The sequence below is a fragment of the Pedobacter heparinus DSM 2366 genome (assembly GCF_000023825.1).
GTDB lineage: Bacteria > Bacteroidota > Bacteroidia > Sphingobacteriales > Sphingobacteriaceae > Pedobacter > Pedobacter heparinus.
The window spans coordinates 1851784-1870452 of the sequence record NC_013061.1; the positions used below are offsets into that span (position 1 = coordinate 1851784).

Sequence of the window (18669 nt, forward strand, 5' to 3'; positions counted from 1 at the left end):
CTTTCAAATAAATACTAAAAACCTAAAAAATAACAATATATAATGATGAGAAAAAAAATAGTTGCAGGAAATTGGAAAATGAACCTTGATTATGCTGCCGGCATATCTTTATTTTCAGAAATAGTGAATATGGTAAAGGACGAAAAAAAAGGTAATCAGATCGCCATCATTTGTGCTCCCTATATTCATTTGAACAGCCTGGCTAAATTGGGTGCTGATGTTGTTAAAATTGGGGCGCAAAACTGTCACCAAAACGATAGTGGTGCCTATACTGGCGAAATTTCCGCCGGAATGATCAAATCTGTAGGTGTTGAATATGTAATCATCGGGCACTCAGAAAGACGCGAGTACTTTGCCGAAAGTGATGAACTGCTGGCACAGAAAACAATAAAAGTATTGGAAAACGGATTGACACCTATTTTTTGTATCGGAGAAACCTTGGAGCAAAGAAACAATGGCAGTTATTTCGAGGTACTTAAAGCCCAACTCGATAAAGGTATTTTTGGATTAAGTGCCGAAGATTTTTCTAAAATAGTGATTGCTTATGAACCGGTTTGGGCAATAGGAACGGGATTAACCGCATCCTCAGATCAGGCCCAGGAAGTACATGCCTTCATCAGAAAAGAAATTGCAGCCAAATACAATGCCCAGGTTGCAGAACTGACCACTATATTATATGGTGGCAGCTGTAATCCTAAAAACGCGGCCGAGCTATTTGCCCAGAAAGACATTGATGGTGGTTTGATAGGCGGAGCTTCACTAAAATCAAGAGATTTTGTGGATATCGTTAAAGTTTTCAATTCTTAGATGCAATACATACAGGTAACTTTCAGCTTTACAGCTATTGAAGAATATCAGCAGGACCTTTTGATTGCTGATCTGGCTGATATCGGTTTCAATACTTTTGAAGATACAGCCAATGGGTTTATAGCATTTGCAGCGGCCGGTACTTACGATGAAGATCAGTTGAAAAGTCTGCTGGAACAGTACGAAGGGCAATTTCAGTACACTTATACGGTTGCTGAAATTGCCGGTAAAAACTGGAATGAAGAGTGGGAAAAGAATTTTGAACCACTTATCATAGCCGATCAGTGTTATGTACGTGCAACTTTTCATCAGTCACAGCCACAATATAAATATGAAATTGTCATTGATCCGAAAATGGCCTTTGGTACAGGACACCATCAAACCACAACGATGATGATCCAGTACCTGCTGGATGCAGATGTAGAGGATAAAACAGTGCTCGATATGGGCTGTGGTACAGCAATACTTGCTATTTTAGCAGCTAAAAAAGGGGCTGCCAGGTTGGTAGCTATAGACAATGATGAAGTTTGTTACCAGAGTACCATCGAAAATGCTGCATTAAACAACATCCGAAATATTGAGGCCCTTTGTGGAAGTAAAGAGGCTATCCCCGAAATAGCTTTTGATGTTATCCTGGCCAATATCAACCGCAATATTCTGCTCGATCAGATCCCTTCTTATGCTGCCATCTTAAAAAAACAGGGTAATATTTTCTTTAGTGGATTTTACGAATCACCAGATCTGGATATGATAAAAGCTGCCTGTGAACCTTTTGGGATCAAATATGTTGATCATAAAAAGATTGGCGACTGGGTGGCAGCTTATTTTACTAAATAGATTACAGCAATGCACATACATTTTATAGCTATTGGTGGTAGTGCCATGCACAACCTGGCCATAGCCCTGCACAAAAAAGGATATCAGGTGACAGGGTCTGATGATGTTATTTTTGAACCATCGGCAGGCAGACTGGCCAAATACGGCATTTTACCGGCACAGCTGGGCTGGAATGAAGACAACATTACGCCCAATCTGGATGCTGTAATTTTAGGGATGCACGCACTAACGGATAATCCTGAACTGCTGAAAGCACAGAAAATGGGCCTGAAAATATATTCTTACCCCGAATATATTTACGAGCAGACCAAAAATAAACTCAGAGTAGTAATCGGTGGAAGCCATGGTAAAACAACCATTACTTCCATGATATTGCATGTACTGAACTACTATAAAGGGGATTTCGATTACCTGGTGGGCGCACAGCTTGCAGGTTTTGAGACCATGGTCAAAATAACCGCTGAAGCTCCCTTAATAGTAATTGAGGGCGACGAGTATCTGGCTTCGCCGATAGACAGACGTCCCAAATTTCACCTCTATAAAGCAAACATAGCTGTAATCAGTGGTATTGCCTGGGACCACATTAATGTGTTCAAAACATACGCTGATTATGTAAAGCAATTTGAACTGTTTATTGATACCATACAACCTGGGGGCAAATTAATTTACTGCAAAGCAGATCACGACCTGGTTAAAGTAGTTGATGAAGCTACAGCTGACGTAGAAAAAATTGGTTATGGAATTCCTGAACACCTGATAAAAGACGGCATTACTTATCTGATGCCTGAAGAAATACCATTAAAGATATTTGGCGACCACAATTTAATGAACCTTAACGCAGCAAAATTAATTTGCGCGCAACTGAACGTAAACAATGAACAGTTTGATGCCGCAATTCAATCTTTTACAGGTGCTGCTAAAAGGCTGGAGCTGCTTGTCAGCAGGAATAAGACCAATGTATATAAAGATTTTGCACATTCTCCATCAAAATTAAAGGCTACTATCGAGGCAGTGAAGGCGCAGTTTCCCGACAGAAAATTAACAGCGTGTATAGAGTTACATACATTCAGCAGCCTGAATAAAGACTTTTTAGTGCAATACGCCCACACAATGGAAGCTGCCGACACGGCAATTGTATACATTGATGAAAAAACTTTTCAGCACAAAAAAATGGAGCCTTTTAACAAGAATGATGTTCAAACGGCATTTAAAAGTAATAAATTACATTTTTTTGATAAGCCTGAAGCTTTACAGGATTGTTTATTAAACGTAAATTTTTATCGTACGAACTTACTTTTGATGAGTTCGGGAAATTTTGGGGGATTGGATCTCGTTAAATTGGCACGTGAGTTGAATATAGAAGCATAAGGAATATAATACAAGATTACACACCTAAATTTAAAATATGAATATCATTGGAAAAAACATTAGACAATTGCGCCAGAAAAATGGTTGGAGCCAGGGGGAAGTGGCTAAGCGTCTAAATATTTCAATCCCGGCGTTCTCAAAAATCGAAACTGGTATTACTGATATTAACATTTCAAGACTGGCACAAATTGCTAATCTTTTTGAGGTTTCAACAATGGACATTATATCCAAAGAAGGTGAAAACCCACAGTCGCTTAATTTTGAGGAAATTAATGGCTTAAAAGAAAAACTTGCACAAAGAGAAGAAGAGATCATTAAGCTTCAAAAGAAAGTGATCGATCTTTATGAAGAAATAAGAGAAAAATAGCCTTAAAATAGCTTTCGCATAGTCAGGTGCCGCTTTCCAAAAGTGGCACCTGTTGCTTGGTGGATAGCCAGCATTTTATCATTAAAGTCGCCCACCCATGACAATTCCAGTTCATCATACTGGTTCTTAGGCAATACATACTCTTTTAGCTTAATAAACAATGCCGATTCCAGTCCGTGCTTTTGATAAGCCGTTTTGGTGCCCATAACTATGGCACGCATGCGGTTTACACCTACCCAGCGCCTGTACACAAATTTAAGCTTTTCTATTAGGCCCAGTTTCCCGTTAAAGCCTTTGATCATCTGGTTCGCATCAGGTATAATCACCACAAATGAGGCCGGCTCTCCATTTACATAGGCAAACCAAATTAGCTTTTCGTCCATTATGGTCTGCATTTTTTCAAAGCTTTCTTCCAGTGTTTCCCTTTTTATGGGTACAAAGTTCTCAAAATCCTTCCAGGCATCATTGTATATTTCCATCAGTTCACCCACATACCTTGCTGCGTTTTTTTTTGAAAAATGTTCAAAAGTATAACCAGGTTTAGCAGCTACCCAATTGGCTATTTTGGTAAAACGTTCCGGAAAAGGCTTTCTTACAGCCAGGTGATTGGTGATTTGCTCGTATTCTTTTTTAAAGCCGTAGTCTGTGAAAAAAGAGTGATAATATGGATGATGATAGTTCATTCCATAAGATGGTGGTGTAAAACCTTCGACAAGCAGGCCCCAAAAGGAATCGTTCTCTCCAAAATTAATTGGGCCGTCCATTGCTTGCATCCCATTTTCCTGAAGCCAGGTTTTTGCCGTATCAAAAAGTAAGAAAGCCGCATTTTTGTCATTGATACATTCAAAAAAACCCATGCCGCCAGTAGGTTGTTTATATTGATGGGCCTTTTTATCATTTATAAAGGCAGCAACACGACCAATACAATTTCCCTGATTGTCTTTTAGTATCCATCTGGCACATTTTCCGTGCTGGAAAAAAGGGTTCTTATGTGTGTCAAATATTTGTTCTATATCTTGATCGAGCGGGCAGATCCAGTTTTTATCGTCTTTATATATTAAACGCGCGGCGTCTAAAAAATCTTTTCTGGTACGCTTTCCGGATACTATCGTTATTTGCATTTCGCCTGAAGGGATTTAAAATAAAAAGCATCCTTCCCAGGATGCTTATTCATCATTATTTTTTAATTGTTAATAGTCGTCATCATCATCATCCGAAAAACTATCAAAGGAGTCCAGATCATCTAATGGCATATCGAGGTCGTCATCATCATCATCGTATGATTTCTTTTTGCTTGTTCCTTCATACGAATCATCCAGATCGTTTTCTGGATCTTCTGCTTGGCTTTTGTTGATTGGTTTTTTTGGAGTTTTCATTACAAAAAATATAATTCCTAAGATTTTTATTTGATAGGTTAAAATTACTAAAAATCTTTTTAAATGGAAAGAACAATGTTTTTTTCCGCAATGTCCGGTAAAAAATATAGAGTTGGACGCTGATGTTTATCTACTGGTTATCGTTTTCTTTATAGAAGGACAGGACAGTACATGACAGTTGAATAAGAGTATAAAGATATTTTTAGATTTACAATTAATTTAAATATCTGTTGTAAGTGTGTTCTCGGTAATAAATGACATATTTAAATAAATAGAATTAATAATTAAATAATAGCCAAATATGGGAAGTAGTTAAACTTATCGCAGGATGTTTCATGCTATCAAGGATGCTGCATGATGGTTCCTATAATGATAGTGACCGCATTAAAACAAAAAGAATCAATTTTAAACGTAAATAATACCAGATTTTATGAAAAAAAAAATACCTAGTTTATTTTCTTTTTTAGCGATTATATTATCGTTAATATGGACAACACAGACATTCGGTCAAACAGCTAAGCGTGTAAAAGGTAAAGTTGTAGATGCCGTTACAGGATTGCCAATTTTAGGAGTATCTATTTCAGAATCGGCTAATAAAAACAAAACTTCAACTGATAAGCTTGGGCAGTTTGAGATTATGAGTACGAATAATTCCACTTTAACATTTAGTTATATTGGATTTATTGAGCAGCGGGTAAAAGTAGATGCTAACTTTGATCCGACTATTCGGCTACAGGAACAAACTACCGGCTTAAATGAGGTTGTTGTTGTGGCGTATGGTACTGCTAAAAAAAGAGATCTGACGGGTTCTATCTCAACAATTGATTCCAAAGTGCTTGCTGTGCAATCGAATTCCAGCGTGAGTAGAGCATTAGAGGGCGCTGCTCCAGGAGTACAGGTTTCGGCAGTAGATGGTCAGCCTGGTCTTGATATGGGGATCAGAGTTAGAGGTTTGGGTTCTGCTTCACAAAGTACATCAGATGCATTGGTTGTTATTGACGGTGTGCCTGCACAGAATGCAAATCCACTAGCCACTATTAGTCCTAAAGATATTGAAAGTATAACAATTCTTAAAGACGCAGCTTCAACAGCGTTGTATGGATCCAGAGGTGCAAATGGTGTCGTTTTGGTAACAACTAAAAAAGGAAAAAACGGAGCACCCAGGATTTCTTTTGAGGGTAAGTTCGGCGTTAATCAGGCTGGACCTTATCAATTTGATAAGATGGACAATCCAAAAGATATTTATGAATATGCCTGGTTGTCAATCTATAACTCTGTAAGATATGGAGTTGCTGGTTCCGGAACTTCAAAAAACTACACAACGAATGTTCAGAATCCGAACATGAGCCATGATGCTGCCGCACAATTTGCCAGTGCTCACTTATTTGATTATACAGGTTCAGCCACTAATTTTCAAATGAACAATCTAGGTAACTGGATGCTGTATGATGTTCCCGGGGCAACCTATACCACAACGGGATCAGGTGTTAACTCCAGTAAAACGATGTCGGGAGCTTATCTGGTTAATCCTGATGGCAAGTTAAATCCAAACGCAAAATTATTGTACAATGAAAACTATGATCAATTTGTATTAGAAGACAGACTTCGTCAGGAATATAATCTATCCGTTTCTGGAGGAACTGATAAAATTGACTATTTCTTCTCTGGAGGATATTTGGAAGATCCTTCTTATATAAGGGGCTCAACTTTTTCCCGCTATAATGGAAGAGCAAATGTAAATGCGCAGGTTTTTGACTGGTTAAAAATGGGTACCAATGTAATGTATGGTGTCCGCAATACGCAATCGCCAGCTACACGATTCGGACGTAATCCAGGAAGTGCAGTGTCAAATGTTTTCAGGTATATCAATGGCCAAAATCAACTTATTCAGCTGTATGCCAGAGATAAAGACGGCAATTATATCTATGAGAACGGCCAGAAAAAAGTCCATGTTCTGGCAGGTGATACCTATTCTCCATTGGGCTTAACTACTTCGGCATTGTCCAATACTAATCTTTTAACTGTATTGGATACGGATACGGACAATAGAGAGTCGGGCGATTTAAATACCAGGACTTATATTCAGGCTAAATTGTATAGTGATCTGACCTTTACTTCTAATTTCTCCTATGATAAATTTAATGAGGTCCGTACGCGTTTCTGGAATAACGAGACCGGTCAGGCACAAGGTGTTGGTGCCTTTGGAAAAGTTTTCAGTAATGTAGCTATCTTGAATGCCCAACAATTGTTGAATTACAATAAAACCATTGGCTTACATACTATTGAAGGCTTACTTGGACATGAGTATGATTCATTCAAGTCTGAAGGATTGAATTACAGATCCTCTTATGAGCTGATTCCAGGCTTTATAAGCTATGCAAATTTTGTTGGAAGATATGATGGAGGAACTTTCTCTAATCCGGGTGGAGCACAGGATGTCCGTAACATGGAAAGTTATTTTGCAAGGGGTAACTACAACTATGACAATAAGTATTTTTTACAAGGTTCAATTCGCCGCGATGGATCGTCTAAATTTAAATTACCGGAAAATAGATGGGGAACTTTTTGGTCAGTAGGTGCAGGATGGAGAATATCCAGCGAAAAGTTCATGAAGAGCAGTTCAGATTGGTTGAATGACCTTAAGGTTCGTGCAAGTTATGGTATCATCGGAAATCAAAATGGTGTAGCTAACTATTCCGGTTACCAAACCTGGGGCTATTCTGCAGTTTATGCATCAACCACAGCGGGTACTGGTATACCAGCAAGCTATAACCTTTCAAAAAACGGATATGTTAATGATCAATTGACATGGGAAAATATCAACACATTTGATACCGGCCTTGAGTTCAGTTTGTTTGGTAGGTTGAGAGGTTCATTTGACTATTACAACCGGTTAACAACTAATGCAATCTGGAGTCAGCCTATTCCGATTTCAAAAGGTCAGACTTCGATTTTGACCAATTCTGCCAAACTAAGTAATAAGGGCTTTGAAATTGATCTTTCGGTTGATATCATCAAGAATGATGACTGGAACTGGACTGTATCAACAAATGGCACACATTACAGAACTATATTAAAAGATGTTCCAAAAGGAGTAGGATCAGCTGAACTTAATGGAAACTGGACTTCAGGTGTGGATGGCTGGGCGGCCGCTGGTACTGGTGCGGTTACCCAAACGGTTTTTTTAAGAGGAATAAATAAGGATTATTACAATTTATACCTGTTCAAATATGCTGGTGTTGACCAGGCTACTGGTTTGCCTTTGTTTGGGCATCAAGTGACTCAAAAAGAGGCTGATGCAGGCCTTTATCCAACTTATAAAGTAGGTGAAAGCTTCAATTCAACAGATTACTCTATAGCGAGCAGGTATGAAATGGGCAGTGCTGTTCCTGATTGGATTGGCGGTTTTAGTACTTCGTTAAGGTATAAGAACTTTGATTTCTATACTTCATTGGCCTACCAATTGGGAGGTAAGTTTTTCAGTACAGAATATGGAAACAATATGTATGTTAGTGAGGGAGCTATACGATCTGCAGAGTTAATAGGTAATACCTGGACACCGGAAAATACAGGCGCTAAATTTCCGATGGTGATGTATGGTAATACATATGGGAACGGAGCCACATTTGGAAGTTGGTTATATTCAGATATGGCTTTGTTCAACGCATCTTATTTAAACCTGAAAAATATTACAATTGGATATACGCTTCCTGAGAAACTTTTAAAAAGAACTAAAATTAGTAAATTGAGAATTTTCGCTTCCGGAGATAATTTATGGTTGTTGTCTTCCCATTCAGGAATAGATCCTAGAATGTCTCTGGTAGGAGGTTTTGAGGTGGCAGCCTATTCATATCCTTCAATGAGAACGTTCACTTGTGGTTTTAATCTTGATTTTTAATGTTTTATAAAGTAGATATGAAAAAGATATTCGTAGTATTAACAGTTTGCGCAATGATGTGCTCATGTAGCAAAAAATTGGATGTTGCGCCTCCAAATAACATAACAGATGAACAAATCCAGGCACTATTGGCTAAAGGTGATCCAGCTACAATTCAGTTGATTCTGGGAAGTCTGGCTAATAATATGCCTTTACTAATAAATTCTGGAACTACAGGTGGTTTTGGTTCAGATGATCGATATAATAATGTCCAGGGATTGATGGCGATGAGAAATCTGGAAAGCAATGACATTGTATTTGGCAATAGACCTTTAACAATTTTTGGAGGTGATGAATATAGGTTCTTAGATTTTATTTCATCGGGAGTTGATAAAAACTCACCTTATTGGGGTTATTCATGGAACCTCATCACAGCCGCTAATACATTGCTTAACTATTTAGATGACAATACGGTTGGTAGCAATGTGAAGTTACAGGAGTACAAAGCCAGAGCTTTAACCTTAAGAGCCTATGCTTATAATTTTTTAATGGAAAATTATCAGGATGCTTATTTGCAGGGCGGAAAAAGTAAATTGGGTGTTCCGCTATATGATTTTTATTCGCCAATACAGGAAAGTAAAGCCAGGGCTACTGCTGAGGAAACTTATGCCTTTATCAAAAATGACCTGAACAGAGCCTTTCAATTGTTTACCAGTGCAGGAATAACCTATACTACCGGGGTACTTACAGATTTCGATTTAGCGGTAGTTGGCTTTTTGCAAACTAAAGTAGCATTGCATACAGGTGATTGGCCAACAGCGATTGCCAAAGCCAATGAAGTGCTCAGCAAATATCCAACGTTGATGACAGAATCTGTATATGGAGGGAAAAATATTGGCACACAGGTGGCTCCCGAAATCAGACCTGACCAAAATGGTTTTCTAAATATTAACGTCAATCCTGAAGTTATATTTGGATTCCCTGTTGGGCAAGCTGTAAATGTTCATGTGGGCTGGATGAATCCATTTGGAGAAGGAAATGGTGGTCTGGGTGAAGGCTACCAGCGAATTGACAATAGGTTGTATGATAAGATAAGTGCTAACGACTTCAGGAAAAGTGTCTTTGTAGAAGGTGCCTGGGGAAATTATGCTTATCCAACCAGTGGAGCCGTTAGAAATATCCCTTCTTATATCAATCTTAAATTTGCGGCAACGCATGGTATAGGTGGAGGTACTGATAAAAAACTGGTGAATACAGCAATGACCTGTTATTACATGCGGGTTTCTGAAGTGTTGTTAATGAAAGCAGAAGCGCAGGCACAGGCATCAACAGATCCAAGTGCTGCAAAAGCAACATTGAATACATTGCTGGCCGCCAGGACAAAACAAGGACAGACAGCTTTAACTTGTGATACTTATCCATCTATGGCTGGGCTGACTGCTTTACAAATGGTACAATTGCAAACCCGGATTGAACTTTGGGGAGAGGGTGGACGCGAATTTTATAATAATAAACGTTGGAATATCCCTGTTGACAGGACAAGTTCAACTAATCATGTGGACAAAAGCACTTATCCTGTAGCTAAGATGACTTTACAAATACCGCTTGATGAAATGTTATACAATGGCAAGTCGGTTCAAAATTAGTATTTAAGCCAGTTAAGCAGTGAACTTAATGGTTCGCTGCTTAATTTTTCAATTGAAATATTTTCTGCTGCAGACATTGACCTCCTGTCATGCATTGATGCTGGCAACACAGAAAAGTTTTACTCATTTTTAAGAATTTTACTATGAATTATAAATTATCAAGCGCGCAAGTTAGCTTCTACAAAGAAAATGGTTATTTAATTGTCGAAAATTTTCTTGATGAAGAAGAATTGGAACATTGGCGCAAGACAGTTTTTAGTGCAGTTGAAAACAGAGCAGGTCAAAAAATGCCTGGCAAAGAAGCAAAAGTTGGTGAAGATGATGGGATCAATAAGGATGCTGATTATTTTGGAAAAGTATTTGATCAATTGCTGAATCTTTGGCAAACCGATAAAGGGGTAAAGGAATTAATGCTCGACAGGCGTATCGGTGAAATGGTCAGTGCGTTGTCAAATGCAGATGGTGTTCGTATATGGCATGATCAGGCTTTGTTTAAACGCCCTTTTGCCAATCCGACTGCCTGGCATTTAGATACACCGTTCTGGTCTTTTTCAGATAGACAGGCGCTGTCGATATGGGTAGCACTTGATGATTCTACTTTAGAAAATGGCTGCTTATACTTTATCCCCGGATCATTTAAGCATACTAAATTTGAAAATGTGGGAATTGGGAAAAACATGAATGGTATATTCGAATTTTATCCTGAATTGGCACAAATAAATTCTGTAGCAGCTCCTTTAAAAGCAGGTAGTTGTTCGTTCCATAATGGGTTGACCATACACGGTGCCGGACCAAATATGACCAATGGCTTTAGGAGGGCAATGACCTGTGCTTATATGCCTGATGGAAACGTTTTTAATGGGCAGGCGAATATTTTGCCTAAAGCCTATCTGGATACTTTAGCAATAGGGGACTTACTTAATAATGAAGAACAAAATCCCCTAATTTATCATAAAGCATGGTAAATGTTAACTTTTTGTATCCACGTTGGGGTGCTGAACATGTTGACTGGAATGAATTTTTAGCCGAAGTTAAAGAACAGGGATATTATGGAATTGAATGGTACCCTTATGGGGAAGGGGATGCCAATTATGAAACAGTCATAGCACAGCTAAAGGATGCTGGTTTAAAGTATGCAATTGTCATGACTGTAAAGGATGAGCCCGAGTCTGAAGCTGATTATTTTCAACGCTTAGAAAAGCAATTGAGTGAATTGGCTTTATTGGGACAGCAAAGCTTACCACCTTTATTTATCAGTGCACAAACAGGTCGGGAGTATTTTTCATTAGATGAGGTATACAGATGCCTGAGCATATGTGATAAAGTGCAATCAGAGACAGGAATAAAAATTTATCAGGAAACACATCGAAATAAATGGGCTTATGGTTTACATAAAATTCCTGAGGTATTAAAAAAATATCCCGACCTCAGGTTTACATTGGACATTTCACATTGGTTTTGTGTTTCCGAGAGTTATCTCGAAGATCAACGTGACAAATTATTAAATATTCTACCACATGTTGAACATATCCACTCCCGTGTGGGCTATACACAAGGTGCACAAATACCTGATGTAACCAATCCTTTGTATAAAGATATTGTCGATATACATCTGGAGATCTGGCAACAGTGGGTGGATTTAAAAAAGATAAACGGAGTAGAAAATATTACCATCAGTACAGAATTTGGTCCTCCACCGTATTTAATTACGACGGGCCATACCGATACTGATTATTTAAAACAGTGGGAGCAAAATTTGTGGATAAAAAAATACCTTATTCAGCTGCTAAACCTTACCTAAAAAACCTATATTATTTATGAACAGAAGGACTTTTATCCAAAATACATCAATCGCCACCTCATCCTTAGTTTTTTTTAATCAATTTGAGTCTTTAGCGTTCTCAAAATCCGATCAGGATTTATATACCCTCTTTAAAAATCCCCCTGCCAATTACAGGCCCTTTGTACGGTGGTGGTGGAATGGGAACAAAATACAAAAGAAGGAGTTGTTCAGACAATTAACTTTATTAAAAGATGCTGGAATAGGGGGGGTGGAGATTAATCCAATATCTTTTCCTAACAAAGCGGATGATATGGGCATCAAATCACTACGTTGGTTGAGTGACGAATGGATTGATCTGGTTAAGGACACTTGTAATGAAGCCAGATCCAAAGACATGACCTGTGATTTGATCGTTGGTTCGGGTTGGCCGTTTGGCTCTGAAGATTTAAAAGAGGAAGAACGGGCAGAAGTAGTATTGGTTTTTGCTGAAAAGGTTGAGGGACCGATGGTTTACGAAACAACAAAGTATAGCATATATAATGCCATTGACCCTCAGGTTACTGATAAAAATCCATTGCGATCACCAATATTAATGGACTTAAAGCTATCTCAAGATCCAATAGCAGCAATTGCAACAACAATTGATTTTTCGAATCAAATTAATAATGATATCATAAAAATTGATGTACCCGAAGGAAAGCATTGCATCTATGCATTAGTAAAATTTAAGTCATTCGCCAAGGTGATCAATGGTGCACCAGGAGCTTCTGGCTCCATTTTAAATCACTTAAATAAACAAGCTGTTGAAAGTTATTTAAATAGAATGTCTTCCACCATGCAAGATCGGATAGGTCCGCTGTCTAATTATTTAAGGGCACTATTTACGGATAGTATGGAGTTGGAAGGTTGCAATTGGTGTGAAGATTTTCCTGCAGAATTCAAAAAACGATGCGGGTATGATCTCATGCCTTATTTGCCTTTTATCCTATTTAAAGTGGGTCGTTTAGGAGCAGTAGTCGATGAGGATTATGGCGCAGAAAAATCTCAGGACCTAAATGTGATATTGAAAAAAGTAAGGTTCGACTTTGAATATACGAAAGCATTATTACTAAGGGAAAGATTTACAGAAGTATACCTGAAATGGTGTAAAGAGCTGAAGGTCAAATCAAGGGCTCAGGCCTATGGGCGTGGATTTTTTCCACTCGAAACAAGTTTAGGCTATGATATCCCTGAAGGGGAGTCCTGGACTACGAATTACCTCAGACATAAACTTGGTGAAGAGATGTCGGACGAGGATTACCGGAGGGGCAGGGGTTATACGATGATCAATAAATACGTTTCTTCTGCAGCCCATTTAACCGGGAAACGCATTGTTAGCTGTGAAGAAATGACCAATACCTATTTGGTTTTTAATGCAACACTGGAATTATTAAAACTGGGATCAGACCAAAGCATCATGTCTGGTATTACACATTCTGTCTGGCATGGGTTTAATTATTCGCCTAAAGAGGTTGCATTTCCAGGATGGGTACAATATGGCTCTTATTATAGTGAAAAGAATAACTGGTGGCCATATTTTAAGTACTTAAATGATTATAAGGCCAGATTGTCATCACAGTTGCAACATGGCGACTACTATACTGATATCGCTATTTTACCAGCTAATTATGATTTATGGGCCAATAACGGTGTACAGACAGATCCATTCCCTGAAAAGTTAAATGTTCCTTATACCTCTTTATTATGGGAGGCAATTAATAAAAATGGTGGTGCTGCAGACTATATCACAGATATGATATTGACGCAAAGTGAGATCATAAAAGGGAAAATTGTTTATGGTAAAAAATCTTTCGGGGTGCTATTTCTTCCAGGTGTAGAAAGTTTGAGTGAATTGGCAATGCAAAAAATTGAACAATTTGTAAAGACAGGTGGCAAAGTGATCTGTATAGAGAAATACCCGGCAAAAGGACTTGGGTTTCTGAATTGGGAACAAAAAGATGCAACCATCAAGGACGCTGTAGCCCGGTTGAAACAACAGTTTTCAGATCGATTTATTTTTCTGGACAAGCCCGCAGACAATAAATTTTTAGAGTGGTATACGCCGTTAATTGCAACTCATCAGCTTCCTTCCTATTTAAATATTTCTACACCCAATAGATATTTTATGCAGATCCGTTCTGTGCGGGATGATGGAACTGAAATGTTTTTCTTTCAAAATGCACATCGATATGATGCTTATCAGGCCAGGGTTGTCTTTGATCGCAAAAAGATCAAAGGAAAATACGCCTGGGTATGGGATCTTGATTCCGGTGAGCGATTTAGATTGACATTAACCAATGATACCACTTTTGAATATAACTTTGGACCCACTGAATCTCTGTTAATTATTTTTGATCAAATCAAAAATGGGGAGAAGTGGAAGCCCTTGCTCAGTTCGGGTAAGTCTACTCTAAATCTGGACAAAGTTTGGGATTTGGAATTGAGGAATAGCTTAGATGGTAGTGTAAAGCATGTTAATTTACCACAAGTTATTGATATGAAGGATGATAAAGAGCTGGTGAATTTCACTGGTACCGCAATTTATCGTAAAAAGATCACACTGACGGATACCAAAAACTTAGTTATTAATTTAGGTAAAGTTTATGGAATTACACAATTGTATATCAACAAGGTACAAGTCGGTATAAAATGGTACGGGAAGAGATTTTTTGATATCTCTAAATATGTCCAAACGGGTACAAACGATATTGAAATTCATTTGGTTACAACAATGGGCAATTATATGAAAACTTTAACAGACAATGAAATCGCTCAATATTGGGTAAACAGGAAAGGGAGAGAGCAGGAAATACAATCGATGGGAATTGTAGGACCTATCGAAATTTATCAACAAAATTAAAATTATTTGAAATGAAAAATATATTGTTAATCATAGGTGTCTTACTTAGCCTTAATCTAATGGCTAAGGATTATCCCGCACATGATTTTGGTATCCAGTCTGACGGAAAGACGCTAAATAGCAGATCAATTCAAGCTGCTATTGATTATATTTCTACACATGGCGGAGGCAGATTGGTTTTTTCGGCAGGGAGCTATGTCTCAGGAACGATTTATCTCAAATCTAATGTGACCTTACACTTAGAAAGTGGAGCAAGCATATTGGGCTCCAATAATCCATTTGATTATATCAAAGATCCGGCGGTAAACTGGCAGTCGCTGATTTTTTCCATTAAACAGGAAAATATTGGTATTACAGGCCCGGGAATGATTAATGGACGGGGATTTACGACAGCAATAAATGCACTTAGTAATGTGCATCGTGGTATTTTTAAAGATGCGCTAAAGTATGATCGCATTCAGGAAGGGAACCGTCCGCAGAATATTTATTTTAGGGAATGCAAAAATATTGTCATTAAAGACATTACGTTAAAAGATCCGGCAAGCTGGAACCAAACCTATGATCAATGTCAAAACCTGTTGGTAGACAACATTACTGTAGACAGTAAATCTTATTGGAATAATGACGGTGTCGATATTGTCGACTGTAAAGATGTCATCGTTCGTAATTCCTATTTTGATGTTGCAGATGATGCGATTTGTTTGAAATCACATGATGTAAATGCGCTGTGTGAAAATATATTGGTTGAAAATTGTACGGCCAGATCGAGTGCAAACGGATTAAAATTTGGAACAGCTTCAAGAGGAGGTTTCAGGAATGTAACGGTTAAGAACCTGACCATATTTGATACGTATAGATCTGCCATAACTTTTGCTGCGGTAGATGGTGGATTTGTTGAAAATATAGTAGTTGATGGTGTAAAATCAATCAATACCGGAAATGTAATTTTTTTACGGATTGGCGATCGCTGGACTAAAGGGAAAAAACCTTATATGAAAAATGTAGTGATCAAAAATGTATATGCCGAAGTTCCCTTAAATAAAGCTGATGCCGGATATAACTACGAAGGTCCTATAGAAGATCTTCCCCGAAATATTTCGCCAGCCAGTATAGTCGGTTTACCTAACTATAAGATTGAGAACGTGACCATTGAAAATGTGGAGATTGTTTATCCAGGAGCTGGAGATCCATTTTATGCAAAACGAGGGTTAACCTCGAAGGAGTTGGACAGCATTCCGGAAATGCCGATTGCCTATCCTGAATTTTCGCAATTTAAAGAGCTCCCGGCCTGGGGTTTTTATTTAAGACATGCAAAGAATATCACCTTTAACAATGTCGTATTTAAAGCTAAAAAGACCGATTATCGCCCTGCAATTGTGACAGACGATGTGGAGGATTCAAAATTCATTAATGTTAAAGTTGTTGAGCCAAAAGCGGAGCATAAAAAACAGATTTTCCTTTATAATTCTAAAAATACCAAGATTCAATAACCATGAAAAATCTTATCATCATTTTATTCATACACCTCTGCTTCCTGAGCCCATTAAAGGCACTGGAATATAATGCATCTTTATTTGGATGTGTATCAGATGGTGTCACCAACAATACATCGTCCATTCAATATGCGATCAACTTTATAGCAGAAAAGGGAGGAGGCAAGTTAAATTTTTATGTGGGACGTTATTTAACCGGAGGAATACAGTTAAAATCGAATGTTACTATTGAACTTCATGAGGGAGCAGTATTGCTGGCCAGTCCAAATTTCTATGATTATTTAAAAAATAGTTCAGGATATGCTTTAATTAATGCTGAAAAAGCAGAAAATGTCAGCATCATCGGTAAGGGAGTGATCCAGGGACAGGTAGGGCCTTATCTCACCCAGTTAAATGACTTAATTTTAAAAGGATATTTACCGGATAACAAGGAGGTGTATATGCCGTCATTGCTGTCATTTACAAATTGTACTCAGGTAAAGGTGGACGGAATTTTCTTTAGCAACTCGCCCGCGGTTGTGCAAAAGTATGTAGGTACTAATGATTTAGAGCTTTCAGGTCAGATTATTAACAGTAAAGTGGCAAAAGACAGTAAAGGAATTGTACTCATAAATTCAAAATCCATCAAGTTAAAAAACTTGTTCATCGAGACCTCCGGAAGGGGGATTGAATCGGATAACAGCAATCAATTCTCGTCAGTAGAGAAATGTATTTTACCCAATGGAAAACCTGCTTTATAAAAAAAAATGAAAAATATACGTCATATATTAACCGTTATAATCCTGTTATTTTCAATTCCTGCTTTTTCTGAAAATATCTATAACGCATCGTTGTTTGGAATAAAATCCAATGGCTCTACGATGAATACAAACTCTATTCAAAAAGCAGTAAACTATATTAGTGAAAAAGGGGGCGGAACACTGCGGTTCTATGTTGGCAGATACCTGACCGGTACCATTCAGCTCAAATCGAATGTAACTATCCTTTTAGAAGAAGGAGCGATTATCGTGGGTTCCACAAATATTTACGACTACAATATTGATGTACCCAACCCGGCTTTAATATATGCTAAAGGGGTAAATAACATTGGTATTAAAGGTAAGGGTGTTATTGAAGGACAGGGGCGGGTGGTAGCTTATGACCTGCTTGACCAAATTCATAAAGGACTTATTGTAGATGACATTAAAAATGACCGTCCGACCAATCGTCGTCCTAAAGCCATTTATTTTAGAGAATGTAATCAGGTAAATATTGATGGGATTAACATTTGGAATGCAGCCGACTGGGTGCAGGTATATGATCAATGTCAACAAGTATTAATTAATAACATTACCGTTAAAAGCAACGAATTCTGGAACAATGACGGTATTGATATTGTGGATTGTAAGGACTTTAAATTGTTAAATTCTTTTATCGATGCAGCGGACGATGCCATCTGTTTAAAATCACATGATAGAACAAAGCGATGTGAAAATATAGAGATCCGTAATTGTGTTGCCCGCTCAAGTGCCAATGGGATCAAATTCGGAACGGTATCAGCGGGTGGTTACAAAAATGTGAAAATTATCAATAATAAGGTTTACAATACGTTTAGATCAGCAATTACAATTGCTTGTCCTGATGGAGGAGTTGCCGAAGATATTTTAATAGATAGCTTGTATGCTTATAATACTGGAAATCCTATTTACTTGCGTATGGGCTCCAGGTGGAATAACCAGCGGATAGGAGGAATGAAAAATGTAACCATTCAAAATTTGTATGCTCAAATTACGGCAGATAAACCTGATAGTGGTTATATTTATGAGGGCCCCATTGAAGATAACCCCAGAAATATCTCTCCTTCGAGTATAGTGGGTTTAAAAAATATGATTATTGAAAATATTAAATTGAAGAATGTTGAAATCGTATATCCAGGTGGAGGAAATCCAAATTATGCTTTCAGAGGAACTACAAAAGAGGATTTGGCTGGTATCCCTGAAATGAAGGATGCTTATCCTGAATTTTCGCAGTTTAAAGAACTTCCGGCATGGGGTTTCTTCATTAAATATGCTAAGAATATTTCTTTCGAGAATGTAAAGTTAATTGCCTTGAATGCTGATTATCGCCCTTCGGTGGTTTTGGATCACGTTAATGGATACACCTTTGATAAATTGGATATTAAAGAAAAGGGTAAACGGAGCAAGAAACAAATCATAGTGAATGATTCTAGTAAATAG

The 18669-nt window shown here is 37.9% G+C and carries 14 protein-coding genes; 12 read left to right on the top strand and 2 right to left on the bottom strand.

Annotated features, from left to right (window positions below):
- Positions 1-45 precede the first annotated feature (45 nt).
- Genes tpiA through PHEP_RS07860 form a run of 4 tightly spaced genes read left to right on the top strand, consistent with a single transcriptional unit; the run spans position 46 to position 3379 of the window.
- Complete coding sequence (tpiA, locus tag PHEP_RS07845; RefSeq protein ID WP_036673900.1) at positions 46-807, top strand: triose-phosphate isomerase; 762 nt, start codon at positions 46-48, stop codon at positions 805-807.
- Positions 808-1644 carry a 50S ribosomal protein L11 methyltransferase gene (prmA, locus tag PHEP_RS07850; RefSeq protein WP_015807397.1) on the top strand — a complete coding sequence of 279 codons (837 nt, stop codon included), beginning with the start codon at positions 808-810 and terminating at the stop codon, positions 1642-1644. It abuts the gene before it with no gap.
- A 9-nt stretch (positions 1645-1653) separates the two neighbouring features.
- Positions 1654-3012: a UDP-N-acetylmuramate--L-alanine ligase gene (locus PHEP_RS07855; protein ID WP_015807398.1), complete on the top strand. Its 1359-nt coding sequence runs from the start codon at positions 1654-1656 to the stop codon at positions 3010-3012.
- A gap of 37 nt (positions 3013-3049) precedes the next feature.
- Entirely contained in the window at positions 3050-3379 is a 330-nt protein-coding gene (locus tag PHEP_RS07860) for a helix-turn-helix domain-containing protein (protein ID WP_015807399.1), read from the top strand.
- Positions 3380-3381: 2 nt separating this feature from the next.
- On the opposite strand, the gene PHEP_RS07865 is transcribed toward PHEP_RS07860, so the two are convergent.
- Both PHEP_RS07865 and PHEP_RS07870 read right to left on the bottom strand, forming a co-directional pair.
- Entirely contained in the window at positions 3382-4500 is a 1119-nt protein-coding gene (locus PHEP_RS07865) for a hypothetical protein (RefSeq protein ID WP_015807400.1), read from the bottom strand.
- 69 nt (positions 4501-4569) lie between these two features.
- A complete protein-coding gene (locus PHEP_RS07870; protein WP_015807401.1) occupies positions 4570-4755 on the bottom strand; it encodes a hypothetical protein in 186 nt (61 codons plus the stop codon).
- A 430-nt stretch (positions 4756-5185) separates the two neighbouring features.
- Here PHEP_RS07870 and PHEP_RS07875 point away from each other — a divergent pair, with 430 nt between their 5' ends.
- The 8 genes from PHEP_RS07875 to PHEP_RS07910 all read left to right on the top strand — a co-directional run bounded on the left by PHEP_RS07875 (position 5186) and on the right by PHEP_RS07910 (position 18669).
- Positions 5186-8653 (top strand): SusC/RagA family TonB-linked outer membrane protein, encoded by a 3468-nt coding sequence (locus PHEP_RS07875; RefSeq protein WP_015807402.1) that lies wholly within the window; start codon positions 5186-5188, stop codon positions 8651-8653.
- Positions 8654-8838: 185 nt separating this feature from the next.
- On the top strand, positions 8839-10278 hold the full coding sequence (locus PHEP_RS07880) for a RagB/SusD family nutrient uptake outer membrane protein (protein WP_202901236.1): 1440 nt from the start codon (positions 8839-8841) through the stop codon (positions 10276-10278).
- A 143-nt stretch (positions 10279-10421) separates the two neighbouring features.
- A complete protein-coding gene (locus PHEP_RS07885) occupies positions 10422-11243 on the top strand; it encodes a phytanoyl-CoA dioxygenase family protein (RefSeq protein WP_015807404.1) in 822 nt (273 codons plus the stop codon).
- The gene (locus PHEP_RS07890; protein WP_015807405.1) at positions 11237-12079 is read left to right on the top strand and encodes a sugar phosphate isomerase/epimerase family protein; all 843 of its coding nucleotides are present in this window, start codon (positions 11237-11239) and stop codon (positions 12077-12079) included. Before PHEP_RS07885 ends, PHEP_RS07890 begins: the two co-directional genes overlap by 7 nt.
- A gap of 16 nt (positions 12080-12095) precedes the next feature.
- Positions 12096-14960, top strand: a complete 2865-nt coding sequence (locus PHEP_RS07895; RefSeq protein ID WP_015807406.1) for a glycosyl hydrolase — start codon at positions 12096-12098, stop codon at positions 14958-14960.
- A gap of 59 nt (positions 14961-15019) precedes the next feature.
- Positions 15020-16450, top strand: a complete 1431-nt coding sequence (locus tag PHEP_RS07900; RefSeq protein ID WP_222831146.1) for a glycoside hydrolase family 28 protein — start codon at positions 15020-15022, stop codon at positions 16448-16450.
- Between the two features lie 2 nt (positions 16451-16452).
- The gene (locus PHEP_RS07905; RefSeq protein ID WP_015807408.1) at positions 16453-17193 is read left to right on the top strand and encodes a glycosyl hydrolase family 28 protein; all 741 of its coding nucleotides are present in this window, start codon (positions 16453-16455) and stop codon (positions 17191-17193) included.
- Positions 17194-17199: 6 nt separating this feature from the next.
- Positions 17200-18669 carry a glycoside hydrolase family 28 protein gene (locus PHEP_RS07910; RefSeq protein ID WP_015807409.1) on the top strand — a complete coding sequence of 490 codons (1470 nt, stop codon included), beginning with the start codon at positions 17200-17202 and terminating at the stop codon, positions 18667-18669.

Bases quoted from the DNA above. Each gene is read 5' to 3' on its own strand.
- tpiA (WP_036673900.1), top strand. From the start codon at position 46: ATGAGAAAAAAAATAGTTGCAGGAAATTGGAAAATGAACCTTGATTAT.
- prmA (WP_015807397.1), top strand. From the start codon at position 808: ATGCAATACATACAGGTAACTTTCAGCTTTACAGCTATTGAAGAATAT.
- PHEP_RS07855 (WP_015807398.1), top strand. From the start codon at position 1,654: ATGCACATACATTTTATAGCTATTGGTGGTAGTGCCATGCACAACCTG.
- PHEP_RS07860 (WP_015807399.1), top strand. From the start codon at position 3,050: ATGAATATCATTGGAAAAAACATTAGACAATTGCGCCAGAAAAATGGT.
- PHEP_RS07865 (WP_015807400.1), bottom strand. From the start codon at position 4,500: ATGCAAATAACGATAGTATCCGGAAAGCGTACCAGAAAAGATTTTTTA.
- PHEP_RS07870 (WP_015807401.1), bottom strand. From the start codon at position 4,755: ATGAAAACTCCAAAAAAACCAATCAACAAAAGCCAAGCAGAAGATCCA.
- PHEP_RS07875 (WP_015807402.1), top strand. From the start codon at position 5,186: ATGAAAAAAAAAATACCTAGTTTATTTTCTTTTTTAGCGATTATATTA.
- PHEP_RS07880 (WP_202901236.1), top strand. From the start codon at position 8,839: ATGCCTTTACTAATAAATTCTGGAACTACAGGTGGTTTTGGTTCAGAT.
- PHEP_RS07885 (WP_015807404.1), top strand. From the start codon at position 10,422: ATGAATTATAAATTATCAAGCGCGCAAGTTAGCTTCTACAAAGAAAAT.
- PHEP_RS07890 (WP_015807405.1), top strand. From the start codon at position 11,237: ATGGTAAATGTTAACTTTTTGTATCCACGTTGGGGTGCTGAACATGTT.
- PHEP_RS07895 (WP_015807406.1), top strand. From the start codon at position 12,096: ATGAACAGAAGGACTTTTATCCAAAATACATCAATCGCCACCTCATCC.
- PHEP_RS07900 (WP_222831146.1), top strand. From the start codon at position 15,020: ATGGCTAAGGATTATCCCGCACATGATTTTGGTATCCAGTCTGACGGA.
- PHEP_RS07905 (WP_015807408.1), top strand. From the start codon at position 16,453: ATGAAAAATCTTATCATCATTTTATTCATACACCTCTGCTTCCTGAGC.
- PHEP_RS07910 (WP_015807409.1), top strand. From the start codon at position 17,200: ATGAAAAATATACGTCATATATTAACCGTTATAATCCTGTTATTTTCA.